The following is a 19,173-nucleotide window of genomic DNA, read 5'->3' as shown; positions in this document are numbered from 1 at the left end:
TTTATTGGCACGATACTTGCTATACTCCTTGCGTGGCTCATTCACCTGTTTATGATTGCCCCGCTTTAGCGGCTGAGCTCATAAAAACCGAATGACGCACCAAACGGAGCCTGTCGTCCACCTCACCGATAATCGTTTGCTTTGCAACGTTATCAAACATCGGACGCAACGTTGAGTTAGGCTCCACCTAATTTGCAAGCGATGCTGCGGCGTCGCTCTCACGGCAGGCCAAAAGGCCTGCCGTTTTCATATCTGGCCTTTCTTCCGTTTTGATACTTCGCTAGCATGCCTGCAGCTCACATTTAAGGAAGCGCGGTTGTGATGAAATGGCGTCTGTTTCCCCGATCCCTGCGGCAGTTAGTGTTAATGGCTTTCCTGCTGGTACTGCTGCCGTTGCTGGTGCTGGCGTGGCAAGCGTGGGAAAGTCTTTCGGCGTTAAGCAACCAGGCAGCGGATACCAACCGCAACACCTTTACCGATGTGCGTCGCAGCGAAGCGATGGCGCGAACCGCGCTGGAGCTGGAGCGCAGCTACCGCCAATATTGCGTGCTCGGTGATGCGTCGCTGGCGAAGCTGTATCAAACGCAGTGGACGCGCTACGGCCAAATGCTCAGCAGCCACGCCGCCAGTTTGCCCGATCTGCCCTCCTTCAAAGTGCTGCAAACCACCTTGCCGCAGCTGCAGCAGTTGCAGTGCGACAACGGCAACCCCGAGGCGCAAGCCGCCAGCGCGCTGGAGCGCTTTTCCGATACCAACACGCAAATGGTGCAGGCAACGCGCGAAGTGGTGTTTTCGCGTGGATTACAGCTGCAGCGTGAAATCGCCGATCGCGGTCAGTTTTTTGGCTGGCAGGCGCTGATTTTGTTCCTGATAAGCCTGGTGTTGGTCTTGCTGTTTACCGGGATGATCATCGGTCCGGTGAAACGGGTCGAACGCATGATCAATCGATTGGGCGAAGGTAAAGCGCTGGGTGATAGCGGCAGCTTCCGTGGCCCGCGTGAGATCCGGTCGCTGGGGCAGCGCATCGTCTGGCTGAGTGAGCGCTTAAGCTGGCTGGAAGAGCAGCGCCACGAATTTTTGCGTCACCTGTCGCACGAGCTAAAAACGCCGCTCGCCAGCCTGCGTGAAGGCACTGAACTGCTGGCCGATCAGGTCGCCGGTCCATTGAATACCGAACAGCAGGAAGTGGTGGCAATCCTCGATACCAGCAGCCGCCATTTACAGCGGCTGATCGAGCAGTTACTCGATTACAACCGCAAACTGGCCGATGGGCCGATGGCGCTTAAGCCCGTGGCGCTAAATGAAATCATTGATTCAGTGGTAAAAGTGCACTCGTTGCCCGCCAATGCGCGTGAAATGACCACTCATGTTGATCTGCAAGTGCATCACTGTCTGGCGGAAGCGACGCTGCTGCAGCGGGTGATTGATAACCTCTATTCGAACGCCGTGAACTACGGCAGCGAATCCGGTAACATCTGGCTGCAGAGCCAGCAGAAGGGCAACCAGGTGTGGATTGAGGTGGCAAACACCGGCACACCGATTCCGGCTGAAGAGCAGGCGATGATTTTTGAGCCCTTTTATCAGGGCAGCCAACAGCGCAAAGGGCCGGTCAAAGGCAGCGGGCTGGGCTTAAGCATCGCCAAAGATTGTCTGCGCAGGATGCACGGCGATCTGCAGTTGGTAACGCGCAAGGATGCGGATGTCTGTTTTCGTATCATTCTGACGACCAGCGCCGGGAATGCCTGATTAATGAAATTAACCCTATTCAAACTTGTGGCCAGTGCAGTGCTGGTTTTGGGCCTCAGCGCCTGCCAGGCACCGTCACAAGATCGTACGCAGCATAATGGCGTCAGCGTGCCTGAACCGGACGTGCGCCTGCCGGATTATCTGGCGACCGATTGCCAAAACGTGTGGCAAATCGAAACGCCAGCCGCCTCCGGCAATCCGCTCTATTGGCAGCGCGCCATTGATTGCGCTGAGCGCTTATCGCCAGCCGAAGCGCGGGCAGAAGCACGTCGTTGGCCGGTGCAAGGCTGGGCGCGCGCCTTCAAGCAGGGCATCTTGCTCGCTAACGGTAACGTCACGCCGGTTGAGCGCCGTGATTTTGTCACCACCTTAGACGGTTACAGCGCCGCTTATCCGGCGGCGGTGCGTCCGTTGTTGCAGCTGTGGCGTAGCAATCAGGCGGCACAACTGGAGCTGAGTGAAGCGCGTGGACGTTACGCCGCTTTGCAGCAGAGTAATGACGCCGAGATGGATAACCTGCGCCAGCAGCAAACCAAAATGCGTCAGTCGCTGGCCGATACCCAACGCAAGTTAGAGCGTTTAACCGATATTGAACGCCAGCTGTCGTCGCGCAAAGCGCCCGACAGCAGCGACACATCGCACGGCGGCAGCGATGTGCAAAGTGAGGATCAGTAACCATGAAACAAGCCGCACGTTTATTGCTGGTGGATGACGATCCGGGCTTATTGAAACTGCTCGGCATGCGCCTGAGCAGTGAAGGCTATCAGGTTGCGACGGCCGCCAGTGGGCCAGAAGCGCTGCGCCATCTGCAGAAAGAGAAGGTCGATCTGGTGATTAGCGACCTGCGCATGGATGAAATGGATGGTCTGGCGCTGTTCGGTGAAGTGCAGAAACGTCATGCGGGCTTGCCGGTGATTATCCTCACCGCGCACGGATCGATCCCCGAAGCCGTGTCCGCCACGCAACAAGGCGTGTTCAGCTTTCTGACCAAACCGGTTGATCGTGACGCCTTGTACAAAGCTATAGATGAAGCATTGGCCCAACGCGCGCCGATCAGCGATGACGGCTGGCGAGAAGCGATTGTGACCCGCAATCCGCAGATGCTGCGTTTGCTGGAGCAGTCGCACATGGTGGCGCAATCTGACGTCAGCGTGTTGATCAATGGTCAAAGCGGCACCGGTAAAGAGGTGCTGGCGCAGGCAATTCACGCCGCCAGCCCGCGCGCCACTAAGCCGTTCATCGCCATCAACTGCGGTGCGCTGCCGGAACAACTTTTAGAGTCCGAACTGTTTGGCCACGCTAAAGGCGCTTTTACCGGCGCGGTCAGCGCACGTGAAGGTTTGTTTCAGGCGGCCGAAGGCGGCACGCTGTTTCTCGATGAGATTGGCGACATGCCGCAGGCGCTGCAGGTGAAACTGCTGCGTGTGCTGCAGGAGCGCAAAGTGCGTCCGTTAGGCAGCAACCGCGATCTGGATATCAACGTGCGGATTATTTCCGCGACGCACCGCGATTTGCCCAAAGCAATGGAGAAGAAGAGTTTCCGCGAAGATCTCTACTATCGTCTTAACGTGGTGAACCTGAAAATTCCCGCGCTGCACGAGCGTGCTGAAGATATCCCGCTGCTGGCAAATCATCTGCTGCGCCAATCGGCCGATCGCCATAAACCTTTTGTGCGTAGCTTCTCGGTGGATGCAATGAAGCGGTTGGTCAGCGCCGCATGGCCGGGCAATGTGCGCCAACTGGTCAACGTGATTGAGCAGTGCGTCGCCTTAAGTACCGCGCCGGTCATCAGTGATGCTTTAGTTGAACAGGCGCTGGCGGGCGAAAATACCGCGCTGCCCACTTTCGTCGAAGCGCGTAATCAGTTTGAACTCAACTATCTGCGTAAATTGCTGCAGATGACCAAAGGAAATGTCACCAACGCTGCGCGTCTGGCTGGACGTAACCGCACTGAATTCTATAAGCTGCTGTCGCGCCATGAATTGGACGCCAGCGAATTTAAAGAGTAGCTTGCTGCGGCGGCGGCAGGAACACGTATACTATATTTATCCGTCCATCATGGAGGGAGTTAAAAAGGATCTGTCATGAAAAAGATCGATGCAATTATCAAACCATTCAAACTCGATGATGTACGTGAAGCGTTAGCTGAAGTGGGCATCACCGGGATGACGGTCAGTGAAGTGAAAGGCTTTGGACGTCAGAAAGGTCACACTGAGCTGTATCGTGGCGCTGAGTACATGGTCGATTTTCTGCCAAAAGTGAAAATCGAAATGGTGGTAGGTGACGATATCGTCGATACCTGCGTAGAAACCATTATGAAAACCGCGCAGACCGGCAAAATCGGCGACGGCAAAATCTTTGTTTTTGACGTGGCGCGCGTTGTGCGTATCCGTACCGGTGAAGAGGACGAAGAGGCGATTTAAGCCCCTTCGCGCATTGCCTGAAAAGCCTGCCTTGTGCAGGCTTTTTTGTTTTACAGCACCTTGTGCGGACCAAACACTTCGTAGTGGATGCGATCGGCATTGATGCCGGCATCAACCAATTGACGCGCGACAAACTGCATAAATGGCAGCGGACCACAGATCCAGAACTGACGCTCGGCCTGGTTAAGCGCGGCGGATACGCTCGCTAAATCCATCAAGCCTTGCGCGTCGTAGCGTCCGGCATCTGCACTTTCTGGCTGACGATACCAAACGTGGCTGGTGAAGTTTGGCAGGCGTGCGCCAAGGGATTTCACCTCTTCGGCAAATGCATGCTGCGAACCGGCTTCTGCGGCGTGCAGCCAGTTAACCGCCGCCGCATGTTGCTGCTGCGCCAGGTTAGCCAGCATCGCCAGCATGGGGGTTTGGCCGACGCCAGCCGAGATCAGCGTAATCGGCGTAACTGCTTCAGCCTGCAGGAAGAAATCACCGGCTGGTGCCGCGCACTGCACGATATCACCCACCTGCGCGTTATCGTGCAGCCAGCCCGACACGCTGCCCAGCGCTTCGCGTTTAACTGCGATGCGATAAAACTGCCCATTTGGTTGGTGCGTCAGCGAATACTGGCGATGCTGGATATTTTCAAAACCTGCCGGTTGTAAGCTGATCGCCAGATACTGACCGGGCAGGAAGGTTGCCACCGGCTGACCGTCGTTTGGCACCAGTTCAAAACTCTTGATCACCGAACTTTCCTGATTGATGGCGCGAATACGGAAATCACGCGCACCGCGCCAGCCGCCGGTTTTATCTTCGGAGGCCGAATAGATGGCTTCTTCACGCTGGATAAACACATCGGCCAGCACACCATATGCTTTGCCCCACGCGGTCAGCACTTCTTCACCCGGATGTAGCAGCTCATCAATCGTCGCCAGCAGATTTTCACCGACAATGGCGTACTGCTCAGGCTGAATGTTCAGGCTGGCATGCTTCTGCGCAATTTTCTCCACCGCCGGCAACAGCACGGCCAAATTCTCCAGGTTGCTGCCATACGCCACAATGGCGTTGAACAACGCTTCCCGCTGATTGCCGCTGCGCTGATTGTTCATGTTGAACACATTTTTCAGTTCAGGATGTTGCGTCAGTAAACGCTGGTAGAAATGGCCTGTAAGTTGCGGACCGATCTGGGCAATGGCGGGCAAGGTAGATTTGATGGTAGCGATGGTTTGCGCGTCGAGCATGGTGAAATCCTTAGGGTGAATTTAAACATGTATTTAAAATGCATCTTATGAGTAATCGAAGCGCCTGTAAATCCCTCTTTTTGATTAAGGATTAAGCAAAAAAGGTGCGGGCTGGCCCGCAAAGCTGAAATTCTTTCGCGATGAAAGTGAGCAAATTTCGTGATTTTCCGGCTTGCAAAAAAGCGTAAAAAACCCGTTCCAGCGCCATGCCAATCGTTTGCGCAAAAAGAGGGGATTGACGCTACCGTCACCTGTCAAAACCGTTTACACTGTTCGCCTTCGCCCCCTAGCCGGGGCCTAAACTGCCGTTAAAAAGTTAGCTGAGTCAGGAGAGTCCGGATGTTAAAGCGTGATATGAACATTGCCGATTATGATGCCGCGTTGTGGCAGGCTATGGAGCAAGAGAAAGTGCGTCAGGAAGAGCACATTGAACTGATTGCTTCTGAAAACTACACCAGCCCACGCGTAATGCAGGCCCAAGGTTCACAGCTCACCAACAAATATGCCGAAGGCTATCCGGGCAAACGTTATTACGGCGGATGTGAATACGTCGATATCGTTGAGCAGCTGGCAATCGATCGCGCTAAAGAGCTGTTCGGCGCAGATTTCGCTAACGTGCAGCCGCACTCTGGTTCTCAGGCCAACTTCGCGGTTTACACCGCGCTGCTGCAGCCGGGCGACACCATTCTGGGTATGAACCTGGCGCACGGTGGTCACCTGACGCACGGTTCTCCGGTGAACCTGTCTGGTAAGTTGTACAACGTTATCCCTTACGGCATCGATGAAACCGGCAAAATCAACTACGAAGAGCTGGCTGAACTGGCGCAAACCCACAAGCCAAAAATGATCGTCGGCGGCTTCTCTGCTTACTCTGGCGTGTGCGACTGGGCCAAAATGCGTGAAATCGCAGACAGCGTTGGCGCGTACCTGTTCGTTGATATGGCGCACGTTGCGGGCCTGATCGCCGCAGACGTTTACCCGAATCCGGTTCCTCATGCACATATCGTGACCTCAACCACCCATAAAACCCTGGCAGGTCCGCGTGGCGGCCTGATCCTGGCGAAAAACGGTGACGAAGATCTGTATAAAAAACTGAACTCCGCGGTGTTCCCGGGTGGTCAGGGCGGTCCTCTGATGCACGTGATCGCTGGTAAAGCGGTGGCGTTCAAAGAAGCGATGGAGCCAGAGTTCAAAACTTATCAGCAGCAGGTTGCTAAGAACGCGAAAGCAATGGTGGAAGTTCTGCTGGAGCGCGGTTACAACATCGTTTCCGGTGGCACTTACAACCACCTTTTCCTGATCGATCTGGTCAGCAAAAACCTGACCGGTAAAGAAGCCGATGCCGCTCTGGGCCGCGCTAACATTACCGTGAACAAAAACAGCGTACCAAACGATCCGAAGAGCCCGTTCGTGACTTCAGGCGTGCGTATTGGTACCCCAGCGGTGACGCGTCGTGGTTTCCAGGAAGCTGACGTTCGCGAGCTGGCTGGCTGGATCGCTGACGTGCTGGACAACATCAACGACGAAGCGACCATCGAACGTACTAAACAGAAAGTGCTGGAAATCTGCAGCCGTCTGCCGGTGTACGCGTAAGTTTTACGCTGACCGATGCAGTTCAAAAAAGGATGGCGCAAGCCATCCTTTTTTTATTGCCGTCGCGGCAGCGCTCTGACAAAGTAGCGGCCACTCGTGCTGCTCAGCAGCATTTTTGCTGGAGGGAATATGGCAATCGGCTCCGCCAAATGGCTCGGTTTGGGCTACTTCACTTACTTCTTCTGTTACGGCATTTACCTACCTTTCTGGAGCGTCTGGCTAAAAGGCACCGGACTCGATGCGGAAAAAATCGGCCTGCTGCTGGGTTGTGGCATGGTGGCGCGTTTTGTCGGCAGCTTGCTGATTGCTTCGCAGGTAAAAAATCCCTCCCAGCTGATCACCGCGCTGCGCCTGCTGGCGCTGATGACTTGCCTGTTCGCCATCGGTTATTGGCTGGGGCAACAGTGGATGTGGCTGCTGTTCGTGATGATCGGCTTCAACCTGTTTTTCTCCCCGCTGGTGCCGTTAAGCGATGCGCTGGCCGCCACCTGGACGCAGCAAATCGGTCTGACTTATGGTCCGGTTCGTTTGTGGGGGTCGCTGGCGTTTGTCATCAGTTCTGCCTTAACCGGCATGCTAGTTACTGCGTTCTCGTCGCAGGCGATTCTGGTGCTGCTGTCACTGGGCGCGATCAGCATGTTGGGTGGGATGATGTTAACGCCTGCGACTAAGCCGCAGGGCAGTGAACGTCAGACATCCACCGACGGTGGCTGGCAGGCATGGCGTGATTTGCTGCGTGAAAATGCGGTTTGGCGCTTTATGTTATGCGTGACATTGTTGCAGGGCGCACATGCGGCTTACTACAGCTTCAGCGCGATTTGGTGGCAGGAGAGCGGTTATTCCGCGTCGATTATCGGCTATTTGTGGTCGCTGGGCGTCGTGGCTGAAATCATCATTTTTGCCCTTAGCAGCCGACTGTTCCGCCGCTGGAGCGCACGCGATCTGCTGCTGTTATCGGGTGTGTGCGCCATTATCCGCTGGACGATGCTCGGCTCCAGCACCGCCTTGCCGTTGCTGATCGTGGCGCAGATTCTGCACTGCGGCAGCTTTACCGTCTGCCATTTAGCGGCGATGCGATTTATTGCCGCGCGCAAAGGTGCGGAAGTGATTCGTCTGCAATCGCTCTACTCGGCGCTTGCCATGGGCGGCGGTATTGCGGTGATGACCATGATTTGCGGTGTGCTGTTTGCTCATCTGCAAGGACATCTGTTCTGGGTGATGGCGTTAGTGGCGCTGCCGGCGTTGTTCCTGCGTCCGCGTGCCGCTTAACTCTCCAGCAACTGGCGAATGCGCTGCTGCTGATGGCTACTCAGCGGCAGCTCAGCCTGGATCAGCGGCGGTGAAAACAACGGCAACGAAATGGCGTACGGCGTGATCACCAGCGCGATATCGCGCGGCGCGCCTTCACGCTGAAAGTGCACGACGTCCTGATAGCTGATGTTAATCGGTAGCAATGTCATTTCACGTAGCTGCTGCTCCAGCAACTGCTCCAGCGCGGCATCCGCGCCTGTCAGCAGCAGCACCTGCTTTTCCTGCAATGCACTCTCCTGCATCAGCCAGGCACCAAATAATACCGCCACCAAACTCACCTCTTCGGCACTAAAGCGCGTGGCAAAATTACGGCTGAAATGCTCAAGCGCGCGCTCCGTGGTGCGCAGCAGGCGCGGGTAGAGTCGTGCGACATCCAGTGCCACGCTGTTATCAATGCCGATGGCGAAATGACTGCGATCCAGCGCCTGCGCCAGATGTGTAAAGAGTTGCTGAGTAAGTTCGGATCGATTCTTAAAGGTGGTTTGTGCCAGCTGCTCAAAGCGCGTAATCAGCGCTTCCACTGACTGCATCAGCTTTACCGCTTGTGGATGCTCCAGCTGCGTAGCGGTTGGCGCGTGAATCAAGCTAAACAACAGCGTCCAGAAGTCGGTTTCGCTCACATCCGGCGCTATATGGCAGCGTTTCTGCCAGTGATGGATCACGTCGTCGGCGGCAGCACGTTCGGCTTTTTCCGCCAGCCATGCACGTTGCCCGTCATTGAACAGGGCGTTTTGCCGCTGACACAGCGAGTATTTCATGAAGATTTGCAGAAACAGGCGGTCGCGCGCGCTGAAGTCGCGCGCCAGGCGCAAACTACAGTGCTGGATCAGCGCCTGCAGGTTGGTTTCATCCCACAGCGCTTTCTCGATTTTCAGTACTTTCAGGCGCTGACGCAGCACCGGGGCAAAATGCTCGCAGACAAAATCCTGCGACAAACGCAGCGCGCGTCGCAGCCAGTGGATCAGGCACAGCCGCCTGTCCAGTTCCGTCCCATGAATGCGGAAGCTGCCATCGACCATCTGGTGTAGCTCCAGTTGATGGTAACGCTGTATCTCCTCTCCCACATCCGCGATATCCTGTCGGGCGACAACAGGCGCCACGCCATTTAACTGGCAGAGCTTATCAAGCGTCAACGCGGGAGCGGGCAGAAATAGCAGCAGTAACAGATGACAACGACGCTGGGAGCGGCTGAAGAGTGGTGCAGAGGAAGGTGCAGAACTCATCAATGGTTTATCCGCAGGTCACTTTTGAGCTAAGAATAGCTAACTCCACGCGGTAACCTTGCACTTTGTCGTGACTTTTGTTCAGAGCTTTAGGGCGGGTCACAATTTTTCTGGACCACTCTACACTTCACTTTAAAATTGTTACTTTATAACACATGAAAATTGCACTCATTACGTTCACGCTGTTGTTCAGCACCGCAGCCTGGTCACATCCGCACAGCTTTATTGACATGAAAACCGAGTTCATCAGTGACAACCAACATCTCAGCGGCATGAAAATGGTGTGGACCATGGATGAGATTACTTCTGCCGATCTGCTATACGACGCAGGTAAGGCCAAACCTGGCGATGTGGTATGGAAAAAGCTGGCGGCGCAGGTGATGGCCAACGTGCTCGGTCAGCACTATTTCACTGAAGTGTGGCAGGACAAGAATCGGGTCAAGTTCCTCAATCTGCCGAAAGAGTACAACTTATCGCGTAACGGCAACAAAGCGGTGCTTGAGTTCATCGTGCCGTTTGGCGAGCCACAGTTATTAAGTGCGAAGCAGTATCGCATTCAGACCTTTGATCCCAGCTATTTCGTTGATATGTATTACGATAATCCACAGGCATTAACCATGGACGACACCGTTAAATCGCACTGCCAAATCGAACTGCACACGCCGAAACCGGATGACTCGCTGAAACAATATGCGCTGTCGCTGGATAAAGCCGATGCGCCGCCGGAGGATATGGATCTTGGCCAGCAATTCGCCCAAACGGTGACGCTGACATGTCATTGATTTCGCTGCCTTCCCGCTCACGTCGTTTGTGGCCGCTGTGGCTGATGGCGGCGTTATTGCTGATGGCGGGCGTGTTGCTGTGGCAGCACTGGTCACAGATTTTGCTGCAAAGCGTGCTGTGGCAAAAAGTTCTGAATCGCGAGATGACGCAGCTTTTGCAGCAGGTCGCTGAACAGCCGCAGCAAGCGGGCGTGACTTTGATGCTGTTCAGCCTTGCGTATGGCGTGTTGCATGCGCTGGGTCCGGGACACGGCAAGGTGGTGATCACCACCTTCCTCGCCACCCATCCGGCAAAGTTGAAAACCAGCATGAAACTGACGCTATTGGCGGCATTGCTGCAGGGCGGCGTGGCGATTGGTTTGGTGACGCTGATGCTGGTGGTGCTGCAAACCTCGTCACGGCAGATGCATCTCGGCAGTTACTGGCTGGAGAAGGGCAGTTATCTGCTCGTTGTCGCGCTGGGTGTTTGGGTCGGTTGGCGTGCACTACGATCGCTGCGCCAGCAACTGCGTTCTCAGCCAAAGCTGCAGATCCACGCTATTCGTCCCACACATCAGCATGATGAACACTGCGGCTGCGGTCATGCGCATCTGCCCAGCGCCGCACAGATGGATCAGGCGGTTAGCGCTAAAACTCAGGCGCTGGTGGTGTTTTCCATGGGGCTGCGGCCCTGTTCCGGTGCCATCATGATGCTGCTGTTTGCCAAAGTGATCGGCGTTTATGCATGGGGCGTTGCCTCTGCCGTGGCGATGGCGGCGGGCACGGCGTTGACGGTTTCGGCGCTCGGCTTGTTAGTGCAGCGTTCCCGTGTACTGGCGCAACGTTTAGGACAGGCTGGCGGCAGCCATCCTTCTGCTAAGCTGCTGGTGCCGCTGCTCGCCTTGTTGGGTAGCTTGCTGTTAATCGTTGCGGGCGTTGCATTATGGCAAAGTGCTTCACCAGGCATTGGCGGCGGAATTCGTCCTTTCTTGTAGTCTAAAAAATAATAAACGCAGCGGTAATAGTATCGTCTGCGTTTAAACCGTTATCCGCCTCATATAATTAAATCTCATCCCTGTACTAATCTGGTGGAAATAGCGTTCACCGACTACGCTAATTGTTACCAGTCAGGCTTCTGGTCCATTCAGTAACAATAATTATTTATCGTAATATTTTGCGAGGAAAAAACGATGCCTGAAACCCGGATTAATAATGGCGGAGTAGAAACTGTTCATGAAAATCATGTCGGTTTGCCGTTGAAGCGTATTTCCTGGAGCGCGGTATTTGCAGGCGTTATCGCTGCGCTAATCATTCATATTTTATTAGGTATATTGGGCACGGCAATTGGTGCGACCACCATCGATCCGCAGCAGGAACAAAACCCACTGCAGCATCTGGGAACTGGCGCGTTAATCTGGACTGGCGTGAGTATGTTAATCGCCATGGCCGTGGGTAGCTACGTTGCGGGGCGCCTGGCGCAGCGCGAAGGGGCGATGCACGGATTACTTATGTTTGGTGTCAGCACCATTCTCACGCTGTGGCTGGCGATTACCTTAGCCACTGGAATAATTGGAGGAGCCTTTAATATTTTAGGCGCTGGGGTTAATGCGGTTGGCAGTGGAATTTCCGCTGCGGCGCCTTCACTCACCAATATGGCAAAAGAGAAGCTGCAGGAAAGTAATATCAATTTAGATGATTTAAAAAATGAATTACAAACCACGCTGCGTCAAACCGGCAAGTCAGAATTACAACCTGAGAATCTGCAAAAGGATGTAAATAACGAAGCCAATAACGCGCAAAATCAAGCAGAGCAAACGGCACAAAATCCACAGAATGCTGACAATGATCTGGCTAATTGGTTGAAAGGCGTTATGAATCGTCATTCAGATACATTGCAGGCTGCCGATCGTGATGCGCTGAAAAATATAATTAAGGCGCGTACCGGTAAAAGCGATCAGGAAGTTGAGCAGATCGTGACGAAGACTGAAGAGAGCTACAAAAAAGCCGTACAGCAATATCAGCAGTTGAAACAGCAGGCAGAGCAGAAAGCGCGTGAAGTGGCTGAGCAAGCCGCTGCCGCAACGGCGAAAGCAAGCTGGTTCACCTTCTTTATGCTGGTGATTGAAGCGGTACTGGCGGCGTTGATGGGACGCGTGGGGCGCAAGACGCAGCCGCGTCAGGTATTAAGTCACGAACGTCGGTAAATAAAAAAGGCGGCTGATTCAGCCGCCTTTTCTCACTTAGCGCTTCAGCGCTTCACTCAATTCTTCACGCATCGATGCCAGCATCGCTTTCACTACGCGTGGGTTACCCGCAACGATGTTACCTGACATTACGTAACCGTGGTTGCCGGTAAAGTCAGTCACCAGGCCGCCCGCTTCACGCACCAGCAGTTCGCCCGCGGCAAAATCCCACGGCTTCAGGCCAATTTCGAAGAAACCATCAACGCGACCCGCAGCGGTGTAAGCCAGATCCAGCGCCGCTGAACCGGTACGACGGAAATCCGCACACTGAGTGAACAGTTTGCCAACGATGTTGATGTATGGCGTTGCGTGCTGTTTCAACTTGAACGGGAAGCCGGTAGCCAGAATGGTGCCATCCAGATCTCGAGCCGTGCTGCCGCGCAGGCGATAGCCGTTCAGCTGTGCGCCCTGACCGCGTACGGCGGTGAAGAGTTCGTTACGCATTGGATCGTAAACCACAGCGACTTCGGTGCGGCCTTTGATGCGCACAGCGATAGATACTGAGAAGTGTGGAAGACGTTTGATGAAGTTGGTGGTGCCATCCAGCGGATCGATTACCCATTGAATGTCCTGATCTTCGCCCGCCAGTTCACCGCTTTCTTCGGTGATGATGGTGTGTTTCGGGTACGATTTACGAATTACTTCGATAATCAGACGTTCTGCGTCACGGTCAACATTGGTAACGAAGTCGTTGCTGCCTTTCTGGCTAGCTTCAACTGCGTCCGGGGTTTCATAATTCTTGGCAATTAAATTTCCGGCCTTGCGCGCTGCGCGCACGGCGATGTTGAGCATCGGATGCATCGGTATCTCTCGCTGGATGTTAAAGAACGGGGAAAACGGCGCGGAGTATATCAGCGTGTTCAGCAAATGTCCTCTTTTTATGTTAGGATGCGCGCCATCATTTCCCTGACCGCCTCTAATTATGCTGCAGAATATCCGAATCGTACTGGTAGAAACCTCGCACACTGGCAACATGGGCTCCGTCGCACGCGCGATGAAAACCATGGGCTTAACCAACCTTTATCTGGTCAATCCGCTGGTGAAACCGGATTCACAGGCCATTTCCCTCGCCGCCGGTGCCAGCGATGTCATTGGTAATGCGCGCATTGTCGATACCATGGATGAAGCCATTGCCGGCTGTAGTTTGGTGGTTGGCACCAGCGCACGCTCACGTTCACTGCCGTGGCCAATGTTGGATTCACGCGAATGCGGCATTAAAAGCGTGGAAGAGGGCCAGCAGGCGCCGGTTGCGTTGGTGTTTGGTCGCGAGCGCGTCGGCCTGACCAACGAAGAGTTGCAGAAGTGTCACTATCACGTCGCGATTCAGGCCAATCCGGAATACAGCTCACTGAATCTGGCGATGGCGGTGCAGATTATCGCTTACGAAGTGCGCATGGCCTGGCTGGACGCGCAGGAAAAAGCCGCGCCGACGGAACAAGCTGTTGAGTCGCCGTATCCGCTGGTTGACGATCTCGAACGCTTCTATCAGCACATCGAGCAGATGATGCTGAACAGCGGCTTTATCCGTGAAGGCACGCCAAGCCAGGTCATGAGCAAGCTGCGTCGTTTATATACGCGTGCGCGTCCGGAACGCGATGAACTGAACATCCTGCGCGGCATGATGGCATCGTTCGAAAAGCGCAAAGGTAATGTGGATAATAGTTGAGTAAAACACTTGGTTAAATAGTTGAGCAAATTACTCGGTTAAATAGTTGACCGTTTTACTCAGGAATGTCAGACTGCATCCAATTCATCAGATAACCCGCCGATAACCGGACGGACGCTTACGAGGTTGTATGCTATGAGACTGACATCCAAAGGACGTTATGCCGTAACCGCTATGCTGGACGTTGCACTGCACTCCAATGAGGGCCCGGTGCCGCTAGCTGACATTTCTGAGCGTCAGGGCATCTCGTTGTCCTATCTGGAGCAGTTATTCTCACGTCTGCGTAAGCACGGCTTGGTTGCCAGCGTTCGTGGTCCAGGTGGCGGTTATCTGTTAGGTAAAGATTCAAGCGCGATTGCTGTGGGCGCGGTCATTACCGCCGTTGACGAATCTGTCGATGCCACCAAATGCCAGGGCAAAGAAGGCTGCCAGGGCGGCGAGCGTTGCCTGACCCACGTTTTGTGGCGTGATCTGAGTGAGCGCATTAGCGATTTCCTCAACAACATCACGCTGGCGGAACTGGTGAATAATCAGGAAATCCTCGAAGTGGCCGATCGTCAGAACACGGTCGATAATCGCCGCTTCCAGCAGCATCGTGTGCAAGAAACCATCAACGTCAATCTGCGCGCTTAATCTATTCTGGCTCGGCCTTTCCTGTTAACTCAGGATGGGCCGATTCGTGCTATAAAGACGTATGATTTTTTATACGGAGTTTTAGCGCAATGAAATTACCGATTTACCTGGATTACGCAGCCACTACGCCTGCGGATCCGCGTGTCGCCACCAAAATGATGCAGTTCCTCACGATGGATGGCACTTTCGGTAACCCCGCGTCCCGTTCCCACCGTTTTGGCTGGCAGGCTGAAGAAGCCGTTGATGTGGCTCGCAATCAGATTGCGGAGCTGGTCAACGCCGATCCGCGTGAAATCGTCTTTACCTCCGGCGCGACCGAAGCGGACAACCTTGCCATTAAAGGTGCCGCACAATGCCATCAGGCGCGCGGCAAGCACATTATTACCAGCCAAACCGAACACAAAGCAGTGCTCGACAGTTGCCAGCAACTGGCGCACGAAGGCTTTGAAGTCACCTTCTTACAGCCGGGCAGCGACGGTATCGTCACGCCGCAGATGCTCGAATCTGCACTGCGCGACGACACGGTGCTGGTGTCGCTGATGCACGTCAATAATGAAACCGGTGTGATTCAGGATATCGCCGCCCTCGGCGCGCTGTGCCGTGCGCGTGACATCCTGTTCCACGTTGATGCCACGCAAAGCGTCGGCAAACTGCCGATTGACGTCACTGAACTGCCGGTGGATTTGATGTCCTTCTCGGCGCACAAGTTGTATGGACCGAAAGGCATCGGCGCGCTGTGGGTGCGCCGCAAACCGCGCCTGCAAATTGATGCGCAGATGCACGGTGGCGGCCACGAGCGCGGCATGCGTTCTGGCACTTTGCCGGTGCATCAGATTGTCGGCATGGGCGAAGCCTACCGCATTGCGCGTGAAGAGATGAGCAGCGAAATGGCGCGTCTGGCCGAGTTGCGCCAGCGTCTGTGGAGTGGCATCAGTCAACTGGGTAACGTGAACCTCAACGGTTCGCTGGAGCAGGGCGCTCCGAACATCCTCAATATCAGTTTTGCCCACGTCGATGGCGAATCGCTGATTATGGCGCTGAAAGATTTGGCGCTGTCATCCGGTTCCGCCTGTACCTCGGCCAGTCTCGAACCTTCCTATGTGCTGCGCGCGATGGGCGTTGAGCAGGAGCTGGCACACAGCTCGCTGCGTTTTTCGCTCGGACGCTTCACCAGCGCAGAGGAAATTGAGTACGCTATCGAGCTGGTTAACAAAGCGGTAACACGTCTGCGGGCGCTCTTGCCGGCAACAAACGCCCGCTAATTCATGCACCCCTTGCGCCGGTTCTGGCGCAAGGTGACACCTAACGCAAACGGAGCCACGCGATGACAACACAACCGATGATAATTACGCTCAGCTCCCAGGCCGCCGACGCGCGCTGGGGTGACAAAGCGCTGCTGAGCAGCAACGAAAGTGGCATGACCATTCACCTGACTGGCGCAGATGCGCTGATGAGCATCCAGCGCGCGGGTCGCAAGCTGGACGGTCAGGGCATTCGTCACGTCTCACTGCAGGGCGAAGGCTGGGATTTAGATAAGTGCTGGGCATTCTGGCAAGGCTATCGCAGCCCGAAAGGCAAACGCCAGGTCGAGTGGCCGGAATTCAATGAGGCCGATCAGGCTGAATTTGCGCGTCGCCTGAAGATCGTTGATTGGGTGCGCGACACCATCAACCTGCCGGCGGAAGATCTTAGTCCAGAGCAGCTGGCGCATAACGCGGTTGATCTGATCAATGAAGTGGGCGGCAAAGCGGTGAGCTATCGCATCACCAAAGGCGACGATCTGCGCGAGCAGGGTTATGCCGGTATTCACACCGTGGGCCGTGGTTCAACGCGCGCGCCGGTATTGCTGGCGCTGGATTACAACCCAAGCGGCGATGAAAGTGCGCCGGTTTATGCTTGTCTGGTCGGTAAAGGTATCACCTTCGATACCGGCGGTTACAGCCTGAAGCAAAGCGCCTTCATGGACTCGATGAAGTCCGATATGGGCGGCGCGGCAACCTTGACCGGCGCACTGGCGCTGGCGATTTCGCGCGGTCTGAATAAGCGCGTGAAACTGTATCTGTGCTGCGCCGACAACATGGTCAGCGGCAACGCGTTCCGTCTGGGCGACATCATTCGCTATCGCAACGGTAAAACCGTAGAAGTGATGAACACCGATGCGGAAGGTCGCTTGGTATTGGCCGATGGCCTGATTGATGCCAGCGAGCAGAATCCTGAACTGCTGATCGATGCGGCAACCCTGACCGGCGCGGCGAAAACCGCTCTGGGTAACGATTACCACGCGCTGTTTACCTTTGACGATGTGCTGGCGGAATCGCTGCTCGGCAGCGCGACCGGCGAAAACGAAGCCTTCTGGCGCTTGCCGCTGGCCGAGTTCCATCGCAGCCATCTGCCTTCGAACTTTGCCGATCTGAATAACATCGCCAGCCCGTCTCACGCAGCAGGTGCGAGCAGCGCGGCGGCGTTCCTGTCGCATTTCGTCAGCAAATATCAGCAAGGCTGGCTGCACATTGACTGCTCCGCGACGTATCGCAAAGGCGCGGTGGATCAGTGGTCCGCTGGTGCGACCGGTCTGGGTGTGCGCACCGTCGCCAATCTGTTACTGAAATAGTACTCATCACGGCAGGCGTAAGCTTGCCGTCTTTTTTGGAATACGATAAATGAGTAACCGTCTTGAAGAGGTGCTGAAGCTGGCGGCCACTGAGCCTGCGCACCGTCCGGAATTTTTCCAACTGCTGCTGGAAGCCGATGTTTGGGTGCCAGGCGAAAGTCCCGCTGAGCAGTTTGATGCGACTTCGCCGGTCGAATTACAGCATTGGGAAAAAGAGGGTGGCGGCAGCGTGATCCCGTTCTTCACCTCTGAAGAAGCGATGGGCGAGGCAATCAAAGATGAGCAGCCTTATCTGCGCATGCCGGTGCGTACGCTGTTTGAGATTACGCAAGGCGAAACGCTGTTCCTCAATCCGAAGCTGCCAGCGGGCAAAGAGTTTTCGCCGGGTGAAATCGCGCATCTGATTGGAGAAGAGGGCAGTGCGCTGAGCCAGCAAACCGTGCTGGAAGGCGGCCAGGCGCTGCTGCTGTCTGAAGTGGCCGAGCCGCCAGCGCAGATGATTGATTCACTGACGCAGCTGTTTGCCAAGTACAAGCAGGTGCGCCGTGCTTACATCGCCAGCATTCGTGAAAGCGCCACCGAAGAACCTAACCTGCTGATTGGTATCGAAGCCGATAGCGATATCGATGAGATTATTCAAGCGGCGGGCGGCGTAGCAACGGATACGCTGGCCGATGATGCACCCATTGATATTTGTGAAGTGGTGAATGAAGATCGCGGCGTGAGCCACTTCTTTACTGCCCACATCACGCCATTCTATGAACGTCGCTGGGGCAGTTTCCTGCGCGATTTTAAGGGCAGTCAGCGGATTATATAATCCGCACCTTACATGTAGGGTCGCCATTTATGGCGACCTGCTATCACTTCTCGATCGGTAAATCGTCGCGGCTGCCCCATTCGCCCCACGAACCGTCGTACAGCGTCACATCCCGTACACCCAGCGACGTCAGCGCCAGAATCACCACCACCGCCGTAACACCTGAACCGCAGCTGGCAATCACCGGCTGATCCAGTTTTACGCCCGCCTGAGCAAACAGATCGCGCAGTTCCGCTGCCGGTTTCAGTTCACCATTTACCACCAAATTGTTCCACGGCACGTTCAGGCTGTGAGGAATATGCCCGCGCAGCAAGCCCGGACGCGGTTCATCTACTTCGGCATTAAAACGGTTGGCCGCGCGTGCATCGACAATTTGCGCGCCGCCTTCGTGGCTGATCAGCAGCACGTCAGTCAGACGTTTCACCTGTGCGCCATCATAAGTCGCTTCGAATTCGCCTTCCGGTAAACTTACTGGTCCGGTGGCGACATCGAAACCGGCCGCTTTCCAGCCCTGTAATCCTCCGGCCAGAATCGACACATTTTCGCAGCCAAAGGCGCGCAGCATCCACCATGCGCGCGGTGCCGAGAACAGGTTTCCTTCGTCATACACCACCAGATGTTTATCCTGGCTGACGCCCAATTCGCGCATCGCCACCGCAAAGGATTCGGCGCGCGGCATCATGTGCGGATAAGGCGAGGTGTGATCGGACAAGGCTTCGATATCAAAGAACGGGGCATTCGGCAGATGGCCAGCCAGATATTCAGCCTGCAGATCGCGTACGGCTTCCTGGCCAGGCGGCAACATGCGGGCATCAAGCACCTGCAATGTTTCCTCGGTGTAATGTTCTTTCAACCAATCAGCGGACACAAATATGGCTGTCATAGCAACCTCTTCTCAGCAAACGGGAAAC

18 protein-coding genes are annotated in these 19,173 nt (G+C 55.2%); 14 read left to right on the top strand and 4 right to left on the bottom strand.

The annotated features are described in order from the left end of the window. Positions 1 to 318 precede the first annotated feature (318 nt). The 4 genes from FHW71_RS05150 (at position 319) to glnB (ending at position 4,169) form a co-directional block, all read left to right on the top strand. The gene (locus FHW71_RS05150) at positions 319 to 1,746 is read left to right on the top strand and encodes a HAMP domain-containing sensor histidine kinase (RefSeq protein ID WP_179449850.1); all 1,428 of its coding nucleotides are present in this window, start codon (positions 319 to 321) and stop codon (positions 1,744 to 1,746) included. Positions 1,747 to 1,749: 3 nt separating this feature from the next. Beyond that, positions 1,750 to 2,421: a two-component system QseEF-associated lipoprotein QseG gene (qseG, locus tag FHW71_RS05145; protein ID WP_179449852.1), complete on the top strand. Its 672-nt coding sequence runs from the start codon at positions 1,750 to 1,752 to the stop codon at positions 2,419 to 2,421. Between the two features lie 2 nt (positions 2,422 to 2,423). Then, the gene (glrR, locus tag FHW71_RS05140) at positions 2,424 to 3,755 is read left to right on the top strand and encodes a two-component system response regulator GlrR (protein WP_008101491.1); all 1,332 of its coding nucleotides are present in this window, start codon (positions 2,424 to 2,426) and stop codon (positions 3,753 to 3,755) included. Between the two features lie 75 nt (positions 3,756 to 3,830). Then, entirely contained in the window at positions 3,831 to 4,169 is a 339-nt protein-coding gene (gene glnB, locus FHW71_RS05135) for a nitrogen regulatory protein P-II (protein WP_007886217.1), read from the top strand. Positions 4,170 to 4,219: 50 nt separating this feature from the next. Here glnB and hmpA read toward each other — a convergent pair whose 3' ends face one another. Beyond that, positions 4,220 to 5,404 (bottom strand): NO-inducible flavohemoprotein, encoded by a 1,185-nt coding sequence (hmpA, locus tag FHW71_RS05130; RefSeq protein WP_179449854.1) that lies wholly within the window; start codon positions 5,402 to 5,404, stop codon positions 4,220 to 4,222. Between the two features lie 339 nt (positions 5,405 to 5,743). Between hmpA and glyA the strand changes: the two genes are divergently transcribed. Both glyA and FHW71_RS05120 read left to right on the top strand, forming a co-directional pair. Next, positions 5,744 to 6,997 (top strand): serine hydroxymethyltransferase, encoded by a 1,254-nt coding sequence (glyA, locus tag FHW71_RS05125; RefSeq protein ID WP_008101485.1) that lies wholly within the window; start codon positions 5,744 to 5,746, stop codon positions 6,995 to 6,997. Positions 6,998 to 7,126: 129 nt separating this feature from the next. Then, positions 7,127 to 8,266, top strand: a complete 1,140-nt coding sequence (locus FHW71_RS05120; RefSeq protein WP_061717987.1) for a 3-phenylpropionate MFS transporter — start codon at positions 7,127 to 7,129, stop codon at positions 8,264 to 8,266. On the opposite strand, the gene csiE is transcribed toward FHW71_RS05120, so the two are convergent. Continuing rightward, positions 8,263 to 9,531 (bottom strand): stationary phase inducible protein CsiE, encoded by a 1,269-nt coding sequence (gene csiE / locus FHW71_RS05115; protein WP_179449856.1) that lies wholly within the window; start codon positions 9,529 to 9,531, stop codon positions 8,263 to 8,265. The two genes, FHW71_RS05120 and csiE, sit on opposite strands and share 4 nt — an antisense overlap. A gap of 155 nt (positions 9,532 to 9,686) precedes the next feature. Between csiE and FHW71_RS05110 the strand changes: the two genes are divergently transcribed. From FHW71_RS05110 to FHW71_RS05100, 3 genes are all read left to right on the top strand, one after another. Next, positions 9,687 to 10,313: a DUF1007 family protein gene (locus FHW71_RS05110; protein WP_061717983.1), complete on the top strand. Its 627-nt coding sequence runs from the start codon at positions 9,687 to 9,689 to the stop codon at positions 10,311 to 10,313. Continuing rightward, positions 10,304 to 11,287 (top strand): nickel/cobalt transporter, encoded by a 984-nt coding sequence (locus FHW71_RS05105; protein ID WP_179449858.1) that lies wholly within the window; start codon positions 10,304 to 10,306, stop codon positions 11,285 to 11,287. Before FHW71_RS05110 ends, FHW71_RS05105 begins: the two co-directional genes overlap by 10 nt. A 195-nt stretch (positions 11,288 to 11,482) precedes the next feature. Continuing rightward, on the top strand, positions 11,483 to 12,496 hold the full coding sequence (locus FHW71_RS05100) for an MFS transporter (RefSeq protein ID WP_061717979.1): 1,014 nt from the start codon (positions 11,483 to 11,485) through the stop codon (positions 12,494 to 12,496). A 36-nt stretch (positions 12,497 to 12,532) separates the two neighbouring features. Here FHW71_RS05100 and suhB read toward each other — a convergent pair whose 3' ends face one another. Further along, entirely contained in the window at positions 12,533 to 13,336 is an 804-nt protein-coding gene (gene suhB, locus FHW71_RS05095; protein WP_008108283.1) for an inositol-1-monophosphatase, read from the bottom strand. Between the two features lie 121 nt (positions 13,337 to 13,457). On the opposite strand from suhB, the gene trmJ reads away from it, so the two are divergent. From trmJ to sseB, 5 genes are all read left to right on the top strand, one after another. Beyond that, entirely contained in the window at positions 13,458 to 14,201 is a 744-nt protein-coding gene (gene trmJ / locus FHW71_RS05090; protein WP_008108285.1) for a tRNA (cytosine(32)/uridine(32)-2'-O)-methyltransferase TrmJ, read from the top strand. A gap of 135 nt (positions 14,202 to 14,336) precedes the next feature. After that, positions 14,337 to 14,834, top strand: a complete 498-nt coding sequence (gene iscR / locus FHW71_RS05085; RefSeq protein WP_008108287.1) for a Fe-S cluster assembly transcriptional regulator IscR — start codon at positions 14,337 to 14,339, stop codon at positions 14,832 to 14,834. 89 nt (positions 14,835 to 14,923) lie between these two features. Next, on the top strand, positions 14,924 to 16,096 hold the full coding sequence (locus FHW71_RS05080) for an IscS subfamily cysteine desulfurase (protein WP_179449860.1): 1,173 nt from the start codon (positions 14,924 to 14,926) through the stop codon (positions 16,094 to 16,096). Positions 16,097 to 16,158: 62 nt separating this feature from the next. After that, the gene (gene pepB / locus FHW71_RS05075; RefSeq protein ID WP_179449862.1) at positions 16,159 to 17,445 is read left to right on the top strand and encodes an aminopeptidase PepB; all 1,287 of its coding nucleotides are present in this window, start codon (positions 16,159 to 16,161) and stop codon (positions 17,443 to 17,445) included. Between the two features lie 49 nt (positions 17,446 to 17,494). Beyond that, positions 17,495 to 18,262 (top strand): enhanced serine sensitivity protein SseB, encoded by a 768-nt coding sequence (sseB, locus tag FHW71_RS05070; protein ID WP_179449864.1) that lies wholly within the window; start codon positions 17,495 to 17,497, stop codon positions 18,260 to 18,262. 43 nt (positions 18,263 to 18,305) lie between these two features. Here sseB and sseA read toward each other — a convergent pair whose 3' ends face one another. Continuing rightward, positions 18,306 to 19,145, bottom strand: coding sequence for a 3-mercaptopyruvate sulfurtransferase (gene sseA, locus FHW71_RS05065; RefSeq protein WP_179449866.1), 840 nt, complete (start codon positions 19,143 to 19,145; stop codon positions 18,306 to 18,308). Between the last annotated feature and the right edge of the window lie 28 nt (positions 19,146 to 19,173).

This window comes from Enterobacter sp. Sphag1F, assembly GCF_014193275.1.
Lineage (GTDB): Bacteria > Pseudomonadota > Gammaproteobacteria > Enterobacterales > Enterobacteriaceae > Pantoea > Pantoea symbiotica.
The sequence above is the reverse complement of the archived record's forward strand: the minus strand, read 5'-3'. Positions and strand labels throughout refer to the sequence as shown.